Consider the following 21,297-nt stretch of genomic DNA (forward strand, 5'->3'; position numbering starts at 1 on the left):
GGATGGACATGAAAAAGGAAGAATTGGAACGTCTTCTTGAACGGGTACAAAACGGCAATCTGGAGGTCGAGCAGGCGCTTCAGGAAGTCCGGGAAGTCCAGCGGCTTGCGAGCCAGATTCCGCAACGGCCTGCTTTCGAAGCGGCCAACCGCCGGTGGACGAGAACCTATCATTACGATGAGACGCTTCTGCGTGACCACAAAGTCGGCGGCAAACCCGTTATCATAGGCGTCGCTCATGCTTCAATGGCTATGGATGCTTATTTTGCCCTCTATGAGAGGGAACGCTGCGGCCGAATTCGGAATCTTTCCTTCATCAGCCCTATAAAAGTCGATCCTGCGCAGCCGGTGATCGTCGAGATGAAGCTCGAGAAGGACAGCTATGAAGCCGCGGGCTTCGAGACCGTGTATGGGGACCTCTCCTCCGAGGACAGACAGCTCACCGCTAAAGGTGAGCTTCTTGTAGGGCCGGCAAGCAAACGGGTTTTGGATCTGGCTGGGCTGCAGGCATCAGCCGAACTGTACGAGCAGCTGGATCGGATCTATGAGATCAATCGAACCGTTGAATTAGGGCCAAGCTTCAGAACCATTCAGCGTGTATACAAAGGGGAGGACTATATTCTTGTCCGGGCTGAACTGACCGGTGAATCGGCTTCCGAGGAATCCGAATCGAATATTCATCCTCTGCTTTTGAACAGTGCGTTTCTCTCGGTCGTCCCCCTTTTGAATAAGGCGACCGGTTGGGACGGTTATTTGCCGTTTGCGGTCAAGGATGTGCTCTTCCGTAAAACCGAACGATTGCACCAATGCTGGATCCATATCCATCATTTGAAAGAATCGGACGAAATGATCGTTTTCGATGCAGAGCTGATTGAAAACACCGGCATAGTGGCGGCGGAGCTGACGGAATGTTCGATCAAGCGCCTCCGTCTGTCAGCAATCTCACGTGAAGAGACTGCAACGAATGATTCCGCTGATGGCGGAATCGAGACTCTGGAAGAGCGCATCATCGGCTATTTGGTGCGTCAGGTGGAGACGGTCACCGATGGCCAGTTAAAGTCTTGCAGCATTACGGCGAATTTAATGGAGCTTGGTCTAAACTCCGCCCAGCTTATTGCACTTACCGGCGTTATTGGACAGGAAATCGGCTCCGAGCTCTATCCGACTTTGTTCTTCGAGTACCCAAGCATTGAGGAGCTTGCGTCCTATTTTGGCAAGGAGCATAGGGAGGCCTTCCAGAAGTTGCTGGGAACGACATCTGCACCGATTGCGGAAGCAAAGCCGAAGACTCATTCGTCGACCGTCGGCCAGATCGCAGGAAACGAAGTCGACCATGAAGATATCGCGGTCATCGGGATGGACGCATTATTTGCAGAATCGTCCGATATCGAAACGTTTTGGGAAAATATCGTATCCCGGAAGGATCTGATCAAAGAGATTCCGCCCGACCATTGGGATTTCCGGCCTTGGTTCGACGAAGACCGCCGGGCCAAGGATAAGACGTATTGCAAATGGGGCAGCTTTATCGATGACGTCGATAAGTTCGATGCGGAATTTTTTAACATATCGCCAAGAGAAGCCGAATGGATGGATCCGCAAATCCGTCTGCTGCTGCAAAGCGTCTACGCAACCGCGGAGGATGCAGGCGTTGTGAAACAGTTAGGGGGAAGCAGCACGGGAGTATTTGTCGGGGTGTGTGTTCATGATTACGCGGACCGAATCGCGGAAATGAATCTCCCCGTCGATCCTCATATGGGGACAGGCAATGCGCAGACCGTCGTCGCCAATCGGGTATCGTTCATCTTTGATTTGAAAGGCCCGAGCATGGCGATAGATACAGCGTGCTCCTCGTCTTTGTTCGCTTTACATACGGCTTGCCGTTCCTTGCAAAATGGGGAGTGTAAGATGGCCTTTGTCGGCGGCGTCAATCTGCTGCTGTCGTCCTGGCACTACCGGTATTTCAGCAGTATCGGCGCTTTATCTCCCACCGGCCGCTGCCATACATTCGATGCAGCCGCCGACGGGTATGTACCGGGAGAGGCGATCGCCAGCATGCTGCTTAAACCGCTGTCGCAAGCGAAGAAAGACGGCAACCGCATCTACGCCGTCATAAAAGGTTCAGCGGCGCTGCATGGAGGACATACGCCGTCCCTTACGGCACCAAGTATCGAGGGCGAGGAACATGTCATTGCGAAAGCTTGGGAGGACGCGGGGATTGAGCCGGAATCGATCGGTTATATCGAAGCGCATGGCACCGGTACGGCACTCGGGGACCCGATCGAAATAAGCAGCTTGAAGAAAGCGTTTGAGCGTTTCACCGACAAGAAGCAGTTCTGCGCGGTCGGTTCCGTGAAGTCGAATATCGGCCACACGGAAGGTGCTGCCGGAATCGCCGGCGTCATCAAAGTCATCCAACAGATGAGACATCGGGAAATACCGGCAATGCCGAAGCTTAATCAAATAAACCCTTACATCCAACTAGAAGACTCGGCGCTTTACATAAACCGGGAGAATCAATACTGGGACAAAAGGGACGGACTTCCGAGACGGGCGGGTGTCAGCTCCTTCGGCTTTTCCGGCTCCTATGCCCATGTCGTCATCGAAGAATATGTGGAAGAAGCATCGGCCGCTCTGGTAATAGGAACTCCTTATGCGCTGATATGGTCGGCCAAAAATGAAGAACGGCTGCGTGAGCGGGTTCGCCAGTTCGTCGAGTGGATGAGCACATCGAAAAATAGCGAAGCGGAATTGGCGCAGATTGCTTATACGCTGCAGACCGGCAGGGATGAGCATGAAGAACGGTTGGCCGTTGCCGTTGAATCGGTTGAGGAGCTTCACTATAAGCTCTCCGCTTATTTGGATGGCCGCCAAGGAATTCCGTTGCTGTACAAGGGAAGTGTTGGATCCGGCAGCAGGGGAAGCAAGCCCGAAATACTCGAGCACGAGGAAATATCGAAGGTCCTCGAACGGTGGGTTCAGGGCGGCGTCTATGATTGGAATCGCCGATACGAAGCGCTAAAGCCTCGTCCGATCTCGCTCCCGACGTATCCGTTCGCCAAGGAGAGATACTGGATCCCGGATATGAGAAGCACCCAAACGGCAGCGGGTGCTGATGCGCTTCATCCGCTGCTGCACCGCAATACGTCGGATTTCACCGTACAGCGCTTCAGCTCGCGGTTTGAAGGAACTGAATTTTATTTGGAGGACCACCAGGTTGAAGGCAGGCGCATTCTTCCGGGAGTCGCTTATTTGGAGATGGCCCGAGCAGCGGCTGTCCTATCTATCGGCAAGTCGCTGCCGGAGGTATCCATCCGATTGCAACAGGTGGTATGGGCACAGCCGATCCTTGCAGGCGATGAACCTGTACATGCCTATATCACCTTGAAGCCAAGCGACAATGGGACAATTGATTATCGGATTTATACCGGGGCACCGGAGGAACAAGCTGGGGAGAACGTGCACAGTCAAGGAACCGTACTGGTCGTAGAAGCGGCTGAGCCGCCCGTTTTAGATTACCATGAGATTCGGAAGCAATGCTCGCGACGACAGTTATCGACCGAGCAATGCTACGAAGCGTTCGAGGGGATGGGCATTCATTACGGTCCCTCGCATCGCTCGGTATCCGTGATTTATATCGGTGACGGGCAGCTGCTTGCGCAACTGTCGATGCCTTCATTGATTGCGGAAACAAGGGATGACTTTGTGCTGCACCCTAGCATGATGGATGGCGCCTTGCAGGCTTGCATCGGTTTGGCTGCAGTAGAATACGGGCAAGCACCGCTTGCGATGCCGTTTGCGTTGACGTCACTTGAGGTGTTCCGCGGCTGCACGCCATCTATGTGGGCTTATATCCGGACCGTCACGGAGGAAGGCAATGGTAAGGACCGGGATCTCACATTCGATATCGACTTATGTGATGACCAAGGCCGTGTCTGTATCCGAATGACAGGTCTTGTAACTCGGGCGTTGACCGCAAAACGAGAACTTGCGCTTCAGGCATGTTCCGCTGAAAGCCGCACAGCCATTCAGCTGCGGCCGGTTTTGATAAAAGCTGCGGCTTCCATTTTAGGAGTGAAGGAAGACGAGATTGATCCGGACGCCGAGATGGAGGAATACGGTATGGACCCGATCAAGCTGAATGAATGGGCTCATCAGCTGTTCGAAGCTTGTCAGCTTGAAATATGGCCATCCGAATTGCCTGCGTTTAAGACGATGACGATCAATACAATAGCGGAGTATCTTAGCGGATCCGGAGGAGTATCGCGAATTTTGGATGGCGATGAAGAGACGTCGCAGGACAAAGCCAAAGTGTCGGAAGCAATCGATCGAATGAACGAAATGAACCGCACATTGTGCCGAATGCTATGGGCATATTTTTGCGAAACAGGATGGGTGGCCTCTTTATCAGCCTTCGGAGGTTATATACCCTCGGAGACGGAATTGCTGAGCTCCTATCGGAAATGGTTTCAAGAAAGCGTCGCAATGCTGGTCCGCAGCGGCTATTTAATGCCGGAGGCAAACGGCGTTTACGCCCCGGCTCAAGAGCCTGTAACTCTCGGGCAAGCCTGGGCGGAATGGGAAGCGAACAAGAACAAATGGCTGGACCATGACGATGTCTCTGCACAAGCTTCCCTTGTGGAGGCGACGATGCGCGCGCTTTCCGAGATTCTCTCCGATCGCGTTAGGCCGACGGATGTCATGTTCCCGGGTTCATCCGCGGCGCTGGTGGAAGGGATTTACAAAAATAACCGCGTAGCCGACTTTTATAATGACCTGCTCGCGGATACGGCGGCGGATTACGTGCGTGAACGGATTGCACTTGATCCGAATGCAGAAATACGGATTTTGGAAATTGGCGCCGGAAGCGGCGGAACGAGCGATGCGGTGCTTCGGAGGCTGAAGCCTTATGAAGCGCATATCATCGATTATAGCTACACGGATGTATCCAAATCGTTCTTGCTCCATGCGGAACAGAAGTATGGCAAAGAATATCCGTACCTTTCCTTCCATTTGTTCGATGTTGAACAAGCGTTGGAAGGGCAGGGAATTGCGAAGAGCAGCTTCGATATCGTGATTGCGGCCAATGTGCTTCATGCGACCCGCGTTATGAAAAAGACGCTGTATCATGTCAAATCCGCACTGCGCGCAAACGGACTGCTTCTGTTAAACGAGCTTACCGGCAACACGGTGTTCAATCATGTGACATTCGGTCTGCTGGAGGGCTGGTGGCGTTATGAAGATCCGGAGCTTCGCATTCCGGGATGTCCGGGCCTGCATGTGCCGGTCTGGCAGTCCCTGCTTGCCCGGACAGGCTTTCACGGGATCATGATTCCTTCCGATGGTCGCCTTTCATGGGACCAGCATATTATCGCCGCGTTGAGCGACGGCATATTAGATCAACCTAAGCGGCTTGCAGCCGGAGAGCGGCACGAGCGGCTTCATGACCTAACCAATACGGACCGAAGCGGTGAACATATGGAAGAACAGTGGATTGAAGATTATGTCAAGAAGACGATACGGGAATATGTCGCGCAAGCCTTGAAAATGGACGAGAAGCGTATTCAGGATGAGAAAAGCTTCTCCGAATACGGCGTAGATTCTATCGTGGCAGTCAGTCTCGTGAACAGTCTGAATCATCACTTCGGCCTTATTCTCAAGACAACGGTGCTGTTTGATTACAATAACGTGAAGCGGTTATGTGCGTTTTTGATCAAGGAGCATACGGATCAAATAACCGTTCTTCTCAAGCGGAGCGAACCGGCTGCCGACAGAGAGGAAGAGGGCGCACGAGCCCTGCAGGCATCGGCAAAGCAGCCCGTCCAAAGCGGCCTTAGCATGCCTGCTTTGAATAATCGCTTTCGATCGCAACCGGCAGGATCCCCGGCGCCTGCAGTCAGTGAGCGTCAGAGCGCTCCCCTTCCTGCGGAAGAGCCGACGTATCACCATGTCGTGATCGAGCGGCCCGGGGGCGTTGATTCGCTGCGGATTGCACAATCCGGCGTTCCGGAGATGAGATCCGATGAGGTTCGCATCGCCGTCCGTGCCTTTGCGCTGAATTTCGGTGATCTTCTCTGCTTGAAGGGTCTATACCCGACCATGCCTGCATACCCGTTCACACCGGGCTTTGAGGCAAGCGGGGTTGTTGTAGCCTCCGGTGCCGACGTATCGACCGTTCGCACGGGCGATGAAGTGATTGTGGCGCTCGGGGCTTCTTTCGGCGGACATTCCACCATGATCACATGCCGGGAAGACCAGCTGTTCAAGAAGCCGGATTACCTCACGTTTGAGCAGGCTTGCACCATTCCGGCAGCCGCCATGACGATGATCAACGCTTTCCGCAAAGCGGATCTCAAGAAAGGTGAGAAAATTCTCATCCATACCGCGGCAAGCGGAACAGGACTTATCGCGGTACAGCTTGCGCGTCATTATGGTGCGGAAATATATGTTACAGCCGGGTCCAACCGCAAGCTTGAATTTTTGGAAACGCTCGGTGTGAACTATAGGATCAATTACAGGGAGACCGATTTCGAGGAAGAGATCGACAGGCTGACTGGCGGTAATGGAATCGATGTCATTATCAATACGCTTCCTGGGGACGCCATTCAGAAAGGAATCAACTGTCTGGCGCCGGGAGGCCGTTATATCGAGCTGGCGATGACGGCACTCAAAACCGCGAAGACGATCGATTTATCAGCGCTTGATGAGAATCAGACCTTTTATAGCATCAATTCAAGAAAGCTTGCTAACGAGAATCCGGCTGAGCTACGCGGTTATGTCGAAGAGATGCTTGCGCTTGTTGAAGCAGGAACGATAAGCCCTGTCATTGATGGGGTTATCCCGTTTGAGCGGGTGGCGGATGCGTACCGGTCTATTGAGGATCGGACGGCCATCGGCAAGCTCGTCGTTACGGTTACAGAGCCTTATCGATATCAAGAAACGGCGGCTTTAGTCAAGCGGTTGGACAATGCGGAACTGCCGAGAGCACCGCACAGCGGGGAACAAGGCCGGGAGCCGGAGCCCATTGCCGTGATCGGGATGAGCGGCAGGTTTGCCAAGTCGGAAACGCTGGAGGAATTTTGGGCCAATCTGGCAAACGGGACCGATTTGATCGAGGAGGCAAGCCGCTGGGATCTTAGCCCATACAAGGCAGGGAAAAACAGTTTCTGTTCGAAAGGCAGCTATGTCGATGCAATCGACCGTTTCGACCCGGTTTTCTTTAATATTTCGGGTTACGAAGCGAATTATATGGATCCTCAACAGCGTTTATTTCTAGAGGAAGCGTGGAAAGCGCTTGAAGATGCTGGTTATGCCGGAGCGGGAATGGATGGGCGAAAATGCGGCGTGTTTGTCGGCAGCAGCGGAAGCGACTATGCCCGATTGTTGGGCAAGCAGGCGCCGGCGCCTGCGTTTTGGGGCAATGCCGGTTCAGTCATTCCTGCACGAATCGCCTATTATCTTAACTTGCACGGACCGGCGGTAACCATCGACACCGCATGCTCCAGCTCGCTTGTTGCTGTCCACATGGCCTGCCAGAGCTTAAGGTCCGGGGAAACAGAATTGGCGCTGGCCGGCGGTGTTTTCATTCAGTCGACACCAAGCTTTTATGAGAGCGCCAATCAAGCGGGCATGCTGTCCGCGTCGGGACGGTGCCACACTTTCGATGAACGGGCAGATGGCTTTGTACCCGGTGAAGGCGTGGGGACTGTCGTTCTGAAGCGGCTCCGTGACGCCCAGGCCGACGGTGATTACATCTATGGTGTCATCAAAGGCTCAGGCATAAACCAGGACGGTACAACGAACGGTCTTACGGCTCCAAGCGCGTTATCCCAGGAGCGTCTCGAACGGGATGTTTACGATTCATTCGGCATTGACCCAGAAAGTATACAGCTGGTCGAAGCACACGGAACCGGCACGCGATTGGGCGATCCGATCGAATATCAAGCTCTGACGAATGCATTTCGTCATTATACAGAGCGGCGGGAGTACTGCGCCATCGGCTCCGTCAAGACCAATATGGGCCATGCCGCAGCCGCTGCGGGTATTGCCGGCTTACTCAAGGTACTGTTGGCGCTCAAATATAAGCAACTGCCGCCGTCCTTGCATTTTAGTAACGGCAACCCCGGCATTGATTTTAAAGAAAGTCCGTTTTATGTCAATACCGAGCTGAGGAGCTGGGAGGCCGAAGCAGGAAGCAGGCGCCGCGCAGCCGTCAGCTCGTTCGGGTTCAGCGGGACGAACGCGCATCTTGTTGTCGAAGAAGCCCCTGCAATCGATCGTAAGTCCGTCAAACGGCAGGGCTTCCTGATCGTCTTGTCGGCTTGTACGCAGGAGCAGCTGCGCCGGCAAGCGGAACAGCTTCTGGATTACGTTTTAGCCAACGCTGGCGCCGATTGCGGCAGCATAAGCTTTACGCTGCTTACAGGGCGGAAACACTTCCATCACAGACTGGCGCTTGTCGTCCGTGATACCCGTGAATTAGCGTCCTTGCTGTCTTCGTGGATCGGCAGTGAGGCCACGCCTCGGATTTTCCAGTCCGAGTTAGACGCCAATGGAGCGCGGCAGCAGCTTGCTTTGAAACGGTATGGAAACCAGTGCATTCGCGAGCTGCAGCATGCGGACGGCGCCGCAGACTATATGGAACGTTTGTCATCGATAGCCGAGCTTTACGTACAAGGTTATGAGCTTGATTATCACGAGCTGTTCGCGAAGGGAAGGAATTTCAAAATTCCGCTGCCTACCTATCCTTTTGCCGATGAACGGTATTGGGTGCCGGAAGTCAAACCGCATGCGGATGCGCAGACGGAAAGTGATGTGACAAAGCAAGCCGTACTCCACCCATTGGTACAAAGAAATACATCGGATTTCCAGGACATGAAATACAGCTCGACCTTTACAGGTGAGGAATTCTTCATCAGGGATCACGTCGTGAACGGCGAACCGGTTATGCCCGGTGTCGCCTATTTGGAGATGGCTCAAGCCGCGATTCGGATGATGGCGGGCGGTGAGCGGGAGAGCAGTCTCGGGATCCGTCTGAAACGAGTCGTTTGGGCACGGCCCATGACTGTGGCTGCCAAGCCTTTGGACGTTCGGATCGGGGTGAAGCGGGAACAAAGCGGAGACGTCAGCTATCGGATTACGAGCCAAATCGAGAAAGAGAGCGTTCTCCATTGTCAAGGGGCAGGAGCATTTTTCGAGATGCGGGAACGACCTGTGGTGTTGCTTGAAGCGTTGAAAACTACGCTGACGCAGAAGCGGTCCGTTCAGAGCTGCTACGAGGCATTTGAACGAATGGGTATTCAATATGGTTCCGGGCAAAGAGGATTGGACGAGGTTTACACAGGGCCGGAGGGCGTACTCGCCAAGCTCTTGCTGCCCGCGAGCGTTCAGAGTACGCAGGATCGCTACACGATGCACCCAAGCATGATGGATTCCGCTCTGCAAGCGGCGGTTGTCTTTATGGACAGGACGGAAGAGAACAAGATGAAGCTCCCGTTTGCAATCGATGAGCTTGAGCTGTTTGACCGCTGCGCAACGGTTATGTGGGCTTGGCTTCGGCCAACACGCGGCGAGGCTGCAGACGGCCACATTCATAAGCTTGATATCGATCTGTGTGATGAACAAGGGACCGTATGCGTGGCAATAAAGGGATTCTCGTCCCGTTTGATGGATCGGAACGCGACAGATAACGCGATGTCGTCGAACACGGATTATGCTTCCGGGAAGTCTGACCAGACCTTGTCGGATTTGCTGACTTACGTCTGGGACGAGGTGGAATTAGAAACAAGCGGCGTCCAGCCGCCGAACCGAACCGTAATCATTGCGGAAGACGAAAGCGCGGCCGTTCGTGAAAATCAGCATGAGTGGCCGGTAGCGCCGAGCATCATCCTGAAGGCTTCGGATACGATCGAGGAGATGGCCCACAAATTAAGGGCGTGCGGCGAATTCGAGCATCTGTTGTGGATTGCGGCACGGGAACCGGCCGGAGTTGCCGCTTCGGATGCTCCCATCGAAGAACAGGAAAAGGGCGTCCTTCATCTGTTTCGACTCGTAAAGGCCTTATTGGCGCTGGGGTATGGGAGCAAGCGTATCGCCTTGAGCTTCATCACCCAGCAAGCCGTTTCGGTCCAACGCGATGACGCCGTGCGTTCTTCCGCTGCCAGTGTACACGGATTGGCCGGCGCGATCGCCAAGGAATATCCGCTATGGGCGATACGGGTTGCCGATTTGGAAGCAGGCGGCAGCCTTTCGTTTGATCAATTGTTCCGTCTGCCTGCTGACCCGGAAGGCCACGTATGGGCCTATCGGGATAACCGATGGTATCGTCAACAAATACTTCCGGTAGCCGCAGCCGTACCGAAACAAAGCCTTTACCGTCAAGGCGGTGTTTATGTCGTCATCGGCGGTGCAGGCGGGATCGGCGAGGCGTGGACCGAATATATGATCCGCCAATATAGAGGACGAATTGTTTGGATTGGCCGGAAATCGCTGGATGAAACCATTCAGCTTAAGATTGACCGACTGGGTGCGGCTTATGGGATAGAGCCGTGGTATATTTCGGCCGATGCCAAAGACAAACAGTCTTTGCAGCGGTCTGTTGACGAAGTGAAGTCACGCTATGGCGCGATCCATGGCGTCATCCATTCCGCTATCGTCTTGCTGGATCAAAGCTTGGCAAACATGGATGAAGCACGCTTCCGCGCGGCGCTGTCGGCGAAAGTGGATATCAGCACTCGGATGGCACAAGTATTCGCGACTGAACAGCTTGATTTTATGCTGTTCTTTTCTTCCATTAATTCGTATACCAAACCGGCCGGTCAAAGTAATTATGCTTCCGGCTGCACCTTCAAGGATGCTTTTGCCCATCGGCTTGGCAAGGAGCTGCCCTTCCCGGTCAAGGTGATGAATTGGGGTTATTGGGGAAGCGTAGGCGTCGTTGCCTCGGAGGAGTACCGGAAGAAAATGGCCTCGCTTGGCGTAGCTTCCATTGAACCAGACGAGGCAATGGCCGCGCTGGAATTGCTGCTTGTAGGACCATTGGAACAACTGGTGATGCTGAAGATGACAAAGCCGGTGCCGCTTGCAGGATTGCTGCATGATGAACGTCTAGTCATGCAGGCTGACCGCAGCTCACTGCTTCCAGGAATTCGAAACCGCATGCAGGAAGCAGATGATTCGCGACTTGGCCGTATACAATCCGATATGGGGCACCCCATGGCGTTGCTGGACGCTGCCATTTGCAAATTGATGTGGGCGATCTACAGAGAAAGCGGCTGGCTTAGTAGTGTTGAAGACGGTGCGTCCGGGATGCTGCCGGCCTACTACAGATGGCATCAAGAAACCATAGCCGCCTTCGAACGGGCCGGTTATATTCGGCGCGAGGACGGTACGCTGCGCATATTGGACACACGCTCTCTGGATCTGGATGGAGAGTGGCGTCAATGGTACCAGATGAGAAGCGAATGGAAGAGCAACGGCAATATGAATACACAAGCCGAGTTGGCAGAAAAAACGTTGCACGCCCTCCAGCGCATTTTGGTCGGGGAATTACCGGCAACGGATGTTATTTTCCCGAACGGTTCCTTCGGATTGGTGGAGTCTGTTTACAAAAACAATCTGATGGCTGATTTTTTCAATGAAGCGCTTGCGGATACGGCGGTGGCTTATGTGCAGGAACGCTTGGCGCTGGACAAGTCGGCCAAGATACGAATCCTGGAGATCGGAGCAGGTACGGGAGGGACGAGTGCGGTTGTACTCAAGCGCTTAGAACCGTATCAATCCCACATGGACGACTACCTTTACACGGATTTATCAAAGGCGTTTCTGATTCACGGAAAGCAGGCGTATGGGGCGCAGGCTCCTTACTTGTCCTGCAAAATGGTCGATATTGAACGTCCGCTTGCCGAGCAAGGGATTGAAGAAGGAAGCTTTGATCTTGTCATAGCAACGAATGTGCTCCATGCCACTGCACGGATAAGCCGTACGTTGCGTCATGCAAAGGCAGCCCTGCGCCCGGGCGGGTTATTACTGACCAATGAGATCCATGCAAACCGCCTGTTCATGCACGTTACTTTCGGGTTATTGGAAGGATGGTGGCTGCATGAGGATGCCGAAGTACGCATTCCCGGCAGTCCGGTGCTAACTACGGAAATGTGGCAGCGGCTTATGGCGGAGGAAGGTTTCCGGAGCATCTTCTATCCGGCACGGAAAGGTCATTTTCTCGGCGCCGCTGTCATTGCTGCGGAGAGCGACGGCGTGTACCGGCAGTACCTAAGCGGTTGCGCGAGCGTTCCGTCGGATTTCCAGGGGCAGGAGCCGCTCCCGATCAGCCCGTCCACAAGCGGCACAAACGGTGCTGGTGACGTTACGGACCGGGCACTCGGCTCGTTTATCCAAACCGTTATTCGAACAGCGGTGGCGGATGCACTGCAAATCGATGCAGGCCGAATCCAGGACGATCGGAGCTTCTCGGATTACGGTGTCGATTCCATCATTGCGGTCAACCTCATAAACATCATTAATGAGCACTGCGATACGCAGCTGCAGACGACGATCATTTTTGACTATAACAGCGTCGAGCGGCTATCCGATTGGCTGCTTCGCGAGCATCGGCAGGAACTGCTGAGTAAGTACCGGCAGCAGGATAAAAACGCAGCCCAATCCCCGCCGCAGGTCATGGCTGAAGAACGGGCCCCGGCGCCGGGAGCATCGGAGGACGGGTATCGAGCCGCAGAAGATGTAGCTGCCTTCGAACTGGCGGGAAAGAGTCAGAAGCCGCGGGTACGCCATCATATAGTCGTTGAACGCCCCGGCGGTATCGACGAGCTTCAATTGAAACAATCGGCAGTGCCGCCGCTGACGGAGCATAATGTGCTGGTTGAGGTACGCGCCTTTTCATTGAACTTTGGCGATCTGCTTTGTGCCAAAGGACTGTATCCAGTGATGCCGCCTTTTCCTTTTACACCCGGCTTTGAGGCAAGTGGTGTTGTCATCGATACAGGTAAAGCGGTGACCTCCGTCCGGCGTGGTGATCAAGTGGTTGTGATCGGAGGGGGGAATATAGGCGCGCAATCGACCTACATCGTATGCTCGGAGCAGTCGCTTCTTCCAAAGCCTGACTTTCTGTCCTTCGAAGAAGCTTGTTCGCTGCCGGCAGTCGGCCTTACGATGATGGACGCTTTTCGCAAAGCGGCAGTCAAACCCGGCGACAAGGTCCTTGTTCAGACGGCGGCGGGAGGAATCGGCTTGATGGCCGTACAGTTAGCCCGTCATTACGGCGCGGAAATATACGCTACCGCAGGCTCCAAGGAAAAATTGGACTATCTTGCAGGTATTGGTGTTTCAAAGCTTATCAATTACAGGGAAGACGATTTCGAGCAGGAGCTCAAGAGGCTTACGGACGGACAAGGGGTACAGATCGTTGTGAACACACTGTCCGGGGACGCGATGTCGAAAGGATTCCGGTGTTTGGCGCCGGGAGGCCGGTATATTGAGCTCGCCTTAACCGCGCTGAAGTCCGCGCGGAGCATCGACTTGTCGCTGTTGAACGAGAACAGGGCGTTCCATTCCGTTGACTTAAGAGCGTTGTCAGCCGAACAACCAGCTGCGATACAAGCTTATTGGGACGAGTTGACAGCTCTGATTAGGCAAGGGGTCATACGGCCGACAATCGGCGGCGTTTACGCGCTCTCTGATTTTAAAGAAGCCTATCGTCAGTTGGAGAACCGGAAAAATATCGGCAAGATTGTGGTGCGTATACCCGGAGGCGATTACCTGTCCGAACCCGAAGCCAGTTCTTCTGCTATGGAGAATGCAAGCATGCCGCAGGTTCCAACGCCTTTAGAACCGGTGGCCATTGTCGGGATAAGCGGCCGTTTTGCTCGTTCGGATTCGGTGAAGGAGCTATGGTCGCATCTTGAGGCAGGGACCGATCTGGTAGAAGAAGTGACGCGCTGGGAACTCCGTGGGAGCGGCTCGGATCCGGAAGGGGTCAAAAGCTGCCGTCATGGAAGCTTTCTAAGCTCAATTGATTGCTTCGATCCGCTTTTCTTTAACATCACTGGCATGGAAGCCGATTACATGGATCCTCAGCAGCGCATCTTTCTCGAGGAATCGTGGAAGGCGCTGGAGGATGCTGGATACGCGGGACCGGGAGAGCATACGCGGCGATGCGGCGTCTATGTCGGAAGCTGCGGCAGCGATTACGCGAGATTGTTTGGAGACGAAGCGCCGGCTCAGGCGTTCTGGGGCAATGCAGGATCCGTCATACCTGCACGGATCGCTTATTACCTGAACCTGCAGGGGCCTGCGGTAACGGTGGATACAGCCTGCTCCAGTTCGCTGGTTGCGATTCATCTTGCCTGTCAAAGCCTGTGGACAAGGGAAACGGACATGGCGCTCGCGGGCGGCGTATTCATCCAATCAACGCCTGAATTTTATACCGTCTCCAATCGTGCCAGTATGCTTTCTCCTACAGGCCGATGCCATGCTTTTGACGAAAGGGCCGACGGCTTCGTGCCTGGAGAAGGCGCTGGTGCGGTTGTTCTCAAACGTTTGAAGGATGCGCTTGCCGACGGCGATCATATTTATGGCGTGATCCGCGGCAGCGGCATCAATCAGGACGGCACGACAAACGGCATTACGGCACCAAGTGCGAATTCACAGGAGCGCCTGCTGCGGCATGTGTATGATACCTTCTGCATCAATCCGCGCCATATTCAGCTGGTGGAGGCGCATGGAACGGGAACGAAGTTGGGAGATCCGATCGAGTTTCAGGCGCTGACCCGGGCGTTCCGACATTACACGGAAGATAACCGCTATTGCGCTGTCGGTTCGATTAAATCGAATCTCGGCCATCCGGCTGCTGCCGCAGGCATTGCGGGCTTGTTGAAAGTGATTCTGTCATTGCGTCACAAAAAGCTGCCGCCTTCCCTCCATTTTGAAAAGGGCAACACAAGCATTGCTTTCGAAAATAGTCCCTTTTACGTCAATACGGAGCTTAGGGATTGGACACTTGGCGAGGGAACGAAACGAATGGCGGCCATCAGCTCATTCGGATTCAGTGGAACGAATGCGCATCTTGTTCTTGAGGAAGCTCCTCAGCCGGTTCGCAGACCGGAGGCGAGATCCGCGTACTTGTTCGTGCTGTCGGGAAGGACCGCGGTACAGCTGCGCCAACAGGTTGAAAAGCTAGCTGAGCACTGCAGACACTCCCCGCAGTTGGACTGCGCAGCGGTCAGCTTTACGCTGCTGGCAGGACGTAAGCACATGAAGCACCGATTTGCATGCGTCGCCGCCTCCCGGCATGAGCTACTCGAACGGCTTGGCGAATGGTTGGATAACGGCCATGCGCAAGACGTTGTCCAAGCAGAGCTGCAGCCTGCCGGGGTGCGGGATGAAGAAGAGCGGCGAATCGACGAAGTAAATCAAAGCATCCAGGCATACCGAGACAATGTCGACGGCCTGGCACGAGAGCATCTGCTGGCTTGTGCCGAGCTTTTTGTTCACGGTTATCCGCTGGACTTACGCAAGCTGTTCCTGGAAGGGGAGCAGCAGCGGATTCCATTGCCGACATACCCCTTTGCCAAAGAAAGCCATTGGGTAAAGAAAGCGGAGCAACGGGAAGAGGCGAAGACGGATGAAGACGGCTTCAGTGATCTTCTAGATCAGTTTCTCGACGAAACCATAACGTTGGAGACCGCCGTCCAGAAAGCGGAACGAATCCTATCATCTTTGTCTTAGTAGGCTTCTAACCGGGAGGTCAATATGAGAGATTTTTTGCAAGATGTGTTGAGTGGAGTCCAAGAGGGCCGTCTGTCCAAGCCGGAGGCCCTTCGAATGTTGAACAAGTATAAGCAGAGCGCCCCATCCGAAGCAAATGATGAATACGGCGTGCTGCTTTTTCGGCCGTCCGAAGAGGAAATTGCAAAGTTTCCATCGGACTCCCCTGGGCTCAATCAGGACCGATTGATCATATTTGGCGAGTCGATCGAGGTCCGCGCAGATAAATTAGAATGCATGACAGGCAAAGCCGAATGGCTTGTTCTTGAATTCTCAGAGCAGCCGATCGAGCAGCGGTATGAGGCTTATACACTCCAAATCGTCGACCGCCTCCAGCGCCTTCTGCATAATCACACTGGCCGGGAAACGCTTGTGCAGCTTTTCATCGCAAATAAAGAGGAGTCGCCATGGCTTGTCGGATTATACAGCGTACTGTTAACCGCACGTGCAGAAAATCCGAAGCTCACGGTAGAATGTCTCGAATGGTCGGACAATGATAAGAGAGATATTGCCGGTGCGCTCGAGGCAGGTGCTTGGGGGGGCGGCAGCACAAGTGTTGTCCAATCCCAGCGTGGTCGCTGTTACCGTTCCGCGTGGAAGAAGGAGACGATCCTGCAGGAGCAGGTGCGAATGCCATGGAAAGACCGCGGCATCTATTTAATAACAGGCGGAGCGGGCGCACTCGGCCTGTTATTTGCTGAGGAAATCGCAAGGCAGGTGAGCCTGCCTGTTCTTATACTAATCGGACGATCGGCAACGCTGAATGACGAAGCATCCGGCCGAATCGAACGGATGGCGGCTCTTGGCGCTAAGGTTGAATATAGGCAAGTTGATCTAAGCGAAGAACGTCAAGTTGCTGCATTGATCGATGCAATTCGGAATCAATATGGCGGCTTGAATGGGATTCTACATGCGGCAGGTATCATCCGCGATGAATATTTGTACCGCAAAACGCGTGATCAGGTTATCGAGGTGCTCGGTCCGAAGGTGAAGGGACTCGTTCATTTGGATCGGTCTAGCAAGGATATCAAGCTGGACGTGTTTGCCGTCTTCTCATCCGTAGCAGGTGTATATGGCAATGCCGGCCAAGCAGACTATGCGTCGGCGAATGGCTTTATGGATGCTTATACCGCATGGAGACAACAGACGGACCGCAACAGGTCAGGAATGATCGCAATCAACTGGCCGCTCTGGAGATCGAACGGGATGCAGCTCGAACCCGGAGCCGAGGAAGCATTGGAACGTGAGACCGGGATGGCGGCGATGCCGGGAACGATCGGCATCCGTGCATTCTACGCTGCGCTTGCAAGCGGAGGGAGCCGGGCCATGGTACTCTACGGTGCTGGTGCTAAGCTAACCCGATTTGTAGAAAATGACCGAAGTCGCTCTTCGGCCGATCTTGTCGAAGGAGTCAGTCTGGATCCAAATTTGGACAAGCGGACCCTGAAACGGCTGATTCATTTGTTCTCGGGCTATACGAGGCTCAATCCGGACAGCATTGATCCAGATGAACCGTTGGAAACGTATGGCATCGATTCGATTATGATTACCGAGTTGAACCGCAATCTCGCGAATGACTTCGGTGAGCTTTCCAAAACGCTGTTTTACGAATTCAAGACACTAAGAGGCGTAGCCGATTATTTGACCGCAACGTATCCGCATCAATGTCTCAATTGGATTGGACTGGCCGAGAAAGATACACAGGAGAAAAATAACGCAGCGACAGCTTCGTCCTCCGATGTGACGCCCCGTTTGTCACCGATCGTTGAAAGTGTTCAAACGGTCAGCAGATCGTCCGGCAATGCCGGCAAGAGCGGTCAGCCGGCAGAGAAGGAACCGATCGCGATTATCGGGATGAGCGGCAGATATCCGCAGGCCGAAGATTTGGACGCGTTTTGGCGAAATCTTGCCGCAGGCATGGACTGCATAACCGAAATTCCCGGGGGTCGTTGGCCGGTCGAAGGTTTCTATGAGCCCAATTCGGAGATTGCGGTCGCCGAGGGGAAAAGCTATAGCAAGTGGGGCGGATTTCTGGAGCATGCGACAAGCTTTGATCCGCTCTTCTTTAAAATATCGCCGCTGGAGGCATCCTGCATGGACCCTCAGGAACGGCTCTTTCTCGAAAGCTGCTGGCATGCGCTTGAGGATGCTGGCTGCACGAGAGAGCATCTGGCTTCGCAGTACGGCGGCCGAGTCGGCGTTTTCGCCGGAATAACGAAAACAGGGTTTAATCTATACGGGCCTGAGTTCAGAAAACAGGGAGAGCGCATGCTTCCCTTTACGTCTTTTAGCTCCGTGGCCAATCGAGTTTCGTACTTATTTGACTTCAATGGTCCGAGCATGCCAATCGATACGATGTGCTCCTCTTCGTTAACCGCTATTCATGAAGCTTGCGAGCATATTTTGCGCGGGGAATGCGAATTGGCAATCGCCGGAGGCGTCAACTTATATCTTCATCCGTCTAATTATATCGAGCTTAGCGCTCATGGGATGCTGTCCACCGACGGCAAATGCAGAAGCTTCGGCAGCGGCGGCAGCGGCTTCGTTCCTGGAGAAGGAGTAGGTGTTTTGCTGCTGAAACGGCTGTCGCAAGCCATTGCCGACGGTGACCGGATTCATGCCGTGATCAGAGCCACCAGCGTGAATCATGGCGGCAAAACAAATGGCTACACCGTTCCAAATCCGAATGCCCAGGGACAGCTGATCCGGCAAGCGCTCGACAAAGCCGGTATTCACAGCAGAACTGTAAGCTATATCGAAGCGCACGGTACGGGCACCAAGCTGGGTGATCCGATTGAAATTACCGGGCTGACGCAAGCGTTCCGTCAAGATACGCAGGATAACCAATATTGCGCGATCGGTTCGGTCAAATCGAATATCGGTCATCTTGAGGCGGCGGCAGGTGTGGCCGGCGTAACGAAAATCGTGCTGCAAATGAAGCATCGGAAGCTCGTACCGAGCTTGCATGCGCGTACACTAAACCCGAATATTCCGATGAAAAACACGCCTTTTATGGTCCAGCAGGAGCTGGCGGATTGGGATAGACCCGTCGTTCGCCTGAACGACAAAGAGGAAGAGTATCCGAGAATTGCGGGCATTTCTTCCTTTGGCGCAGGCGGCGCCAATGCGCATATTGTGCTCGAGGAGTATATTCCGCCTGTGAGTGAAGCTCGAAAAAAAACATCCGCTAGTGAAGAGATGCTTATTCTGCTGTCGGCCGCCAACGAGCAACGGCTGCGTATTCAGGCGGAGAGACTGCTTTCGGCTTTGGACAGCGGATCATTGGCGGATGCGGAATTGGCGGAAATCGCTTATACGCTTCAGATCGGCCGCGAGGCGATGGATGAAAGGCTTGCTTTTACCACGGCTTCGAAGGAAGAGTTATCCCTTCGCTTACGAAATTTTTTGAATAAGACGTCGGATGACGGTTCGATATACCGCGGCCATGCGAAATCGGATAAGGAGCAGTTGGCCTCGATCGGAGCGGAAGACGATCTTGCAAGCCGTGTAAGCCGTTGGATCGAGCTCCAGAATGTTGACAGGCTTGGGCAATTATGGGTGAAGGGTCTGAAGGTAGACTGGACCCGGATGTATGAGAACAAGCCAGCTAGGCGAGTGAGTTTACCGGGTTATCCTTTTGAACGCAAAACGTACTGGCTGCCGGGCAGCGGCAAGAAGAAGGAAGCTGAAGCTAGTCCAGACTTGGCAGCTGAGAAGCAGCGCTTTATCCGCGAACCACAGAACCGTCCGGAAGCGTTTGAACATGTTTTGCTTACACCTGTTTGGGAGCCTGTGCCTGTTGAATCCGGGCCTGCGTACCCCGGAGCGAACAGCCGAAGCGTTGTGATCATCGGAGGAACGGCTGAAAGCCGGGATGCTCTCTTGGTTCATTATCCGAACGCCTTTACAGTCAACGTGGGTGAAGAGGATGATATCGAGCAGATCGCTATGGTGCTGGCACGATTCGGCGTCATCGATCATTTATTTTGGCTTGCGCCGCCTTCCGAATTTTTGCTTCATGACGATTCACTCCTTGCCAAGCAAAAGGGTGGTGTCCTTTTGTTATTCCGCTTGATCAAGGCGTTGCTGCACGCCGGATATGGCGGGAAAAGGCTGAGTGTCGATGTCCTCACCTTCCAAACCCAGCGGGCATACACGGGGGACAGGATAAATCCCGTTCATGCGAGTGTGCATGGACTGATAGGTGCGCTTGCAAAAGAATATCCCCATTGGCAGATTCGTTTACTGGATTTGGAGCCCGGCTGGGAGACTTCAATTGAAACGCTGTTGACGCTTCCTCCGGATAAGGAAGGAAACACGTGGTGCTTAAGGGGACGGGAATGGCTGTGTCAAAGGTTGGCTCCCGTGAATCTCGCCTCTGGCATGCAGCACAACGGTTACCGGAAAGGCGGCGTCTACGTCGTTATTGGCGGGGCCGGGGGTATAGGTGAAGTCTGGACGGCGTACATGATCCGCCGCTATCAGGCCCAGATAGTCTGGCTTGGACGCCGTAGGCAGGATGAGTCGATCAGCGCGTCAATCGAACGGGTGTCCACTACGGGGCCAAAGCCATTCTATATAGAGGCGGACGCAGCGGATGCCCAAGCGCTGGATCATGCTTATCAGGTCATCAAAGCACGTTTCGGCGCCATTCATGGTGTCGTTCATGCTGCAATCGTCCTGCGAGACCATAGTCTCGCCAATATGCAGGAGGACGACTTCCGGGCAGGGCTTGGAGCCAAGATTGACGTCAGTGTACGGCTAGCGCAAATATTCCGCAGAGAGCCGCTTGATTTTGTTTTGTTTTTCTCAGGCATGATGTCCTTCGCCAGAAGAGCGGGTCAAAGCAATTATGCAGCAGGCTGCACGTTTAAGGATGCCTTCGCGATCCGTTTGGCCAGTGACTGGCCGTGTGCGATGAAGATAATGAATTGGGGTTACTGGGGAAGTGCGGGCATTGTCGCTTCGGACGATTATCGGGCAAGAATGGTGCGTGACGGCATCGGTTCGATAACGCCTGCCGATGCGATGGAGGCGTTGGAGACGCTGCTTGCAAGTCCGATCGAGCAGATGGCATTTATTAAAGCCTCGAAGAGTGTCATGGAAGCAGGCTTTGCTTCGGAGAGGCTAATAGACGTCATGTTCGACACCCCGGGCTTCAGCGGCGATTACAGGTCAATGGTGGAGCTGCCGGCACTTCCTGATCTCATTGCCGGTATGAACATAGAACGAGGCCAAGCGGTTGGGCCGTACGGTCAAGCCGAACTGATTTTGCATGATTTGATCGGGGAAACGTCCCGTTTGCTGGACGTCCATCCCGACGAAATCGACCCGAACGCTGAGTTTGCGGAATACGGATTGGATACGGTCCAGCTGGCCGAGCTTTTAAGCAAGCTTAACAGAAGCTTCATGATGGAAGTGGAAATGCAGGCTTTCACAGATTGGACGACGTTGAACCAGATGGCACAAGCTGTGTCCCGTTTTGTCGGACGATCGGAAATCACGCCATAAGAAAGGGGCC

Annotated in this window: 2 protein-coding genes; both read left to right on the forward strand. The window is 54.0% G+C overall.

The window, feature by feature from the left end:
- The first annotated feature begins 8 nt into the window (after positions 1 to 8).
- On the forward strand, positions 9 to 15,737 hold the full coding sequence (locus ACFVS2_RS27230) for an SDR family NAD(P)-dependent oxidoreductase (RefSeq protein ID WP_390239520.1): 15,729 nt from the start codon (positions 9 to 11) through the stop codon (positions 15,735 to 15,737).
- Positions 15,738 to 15,761: 24 nt separating this feature from the next.
- Positions 15,762 to 21,287 carry an SDR family NAD(P)-dependent oxidoreductase gene (locus ACFVS2_RS27235; RefSeq protein WP_390239521.1) on the forward strand — a complete coding sequence of 1,842 codons (5,526 nt, stop codon included), beginning with the start codon at positions 15,762 to 15,764 and terminating at the stop codon, positions 21,285 to 21,287.
- The last annotated feature ends 10 nt before the right edge of the window (positions 21,288 to 21,297 follow it).

The organism is Brevibacillus sp. NPDC058079 (assembly GCF_042885155.1).
Classification (GTDB): domain Bacteria; phylum Bacillota; class Bacilli; order Brevibacillales; family Brevibacillaceae; genus Brevibacillus.

Bases quoted from the DNA above. Each gene is read 5' to 3' on its own strand.
- ACFVS2_RS27230 (WP_390239520.1), top strand. From the start codon at position 9: ATGAAAAAGGAAGAATTGGAACGTCTTCTTGAACGGGTACAAAACGGC.
- ACFVS2_RS27235 (WP_390239521.1), top strand. From the start codon at position 15,762: ATGAGAGATTTTTTGCAAGATGTGTTGAGTGGAGTCCAAGAGGGCCGT.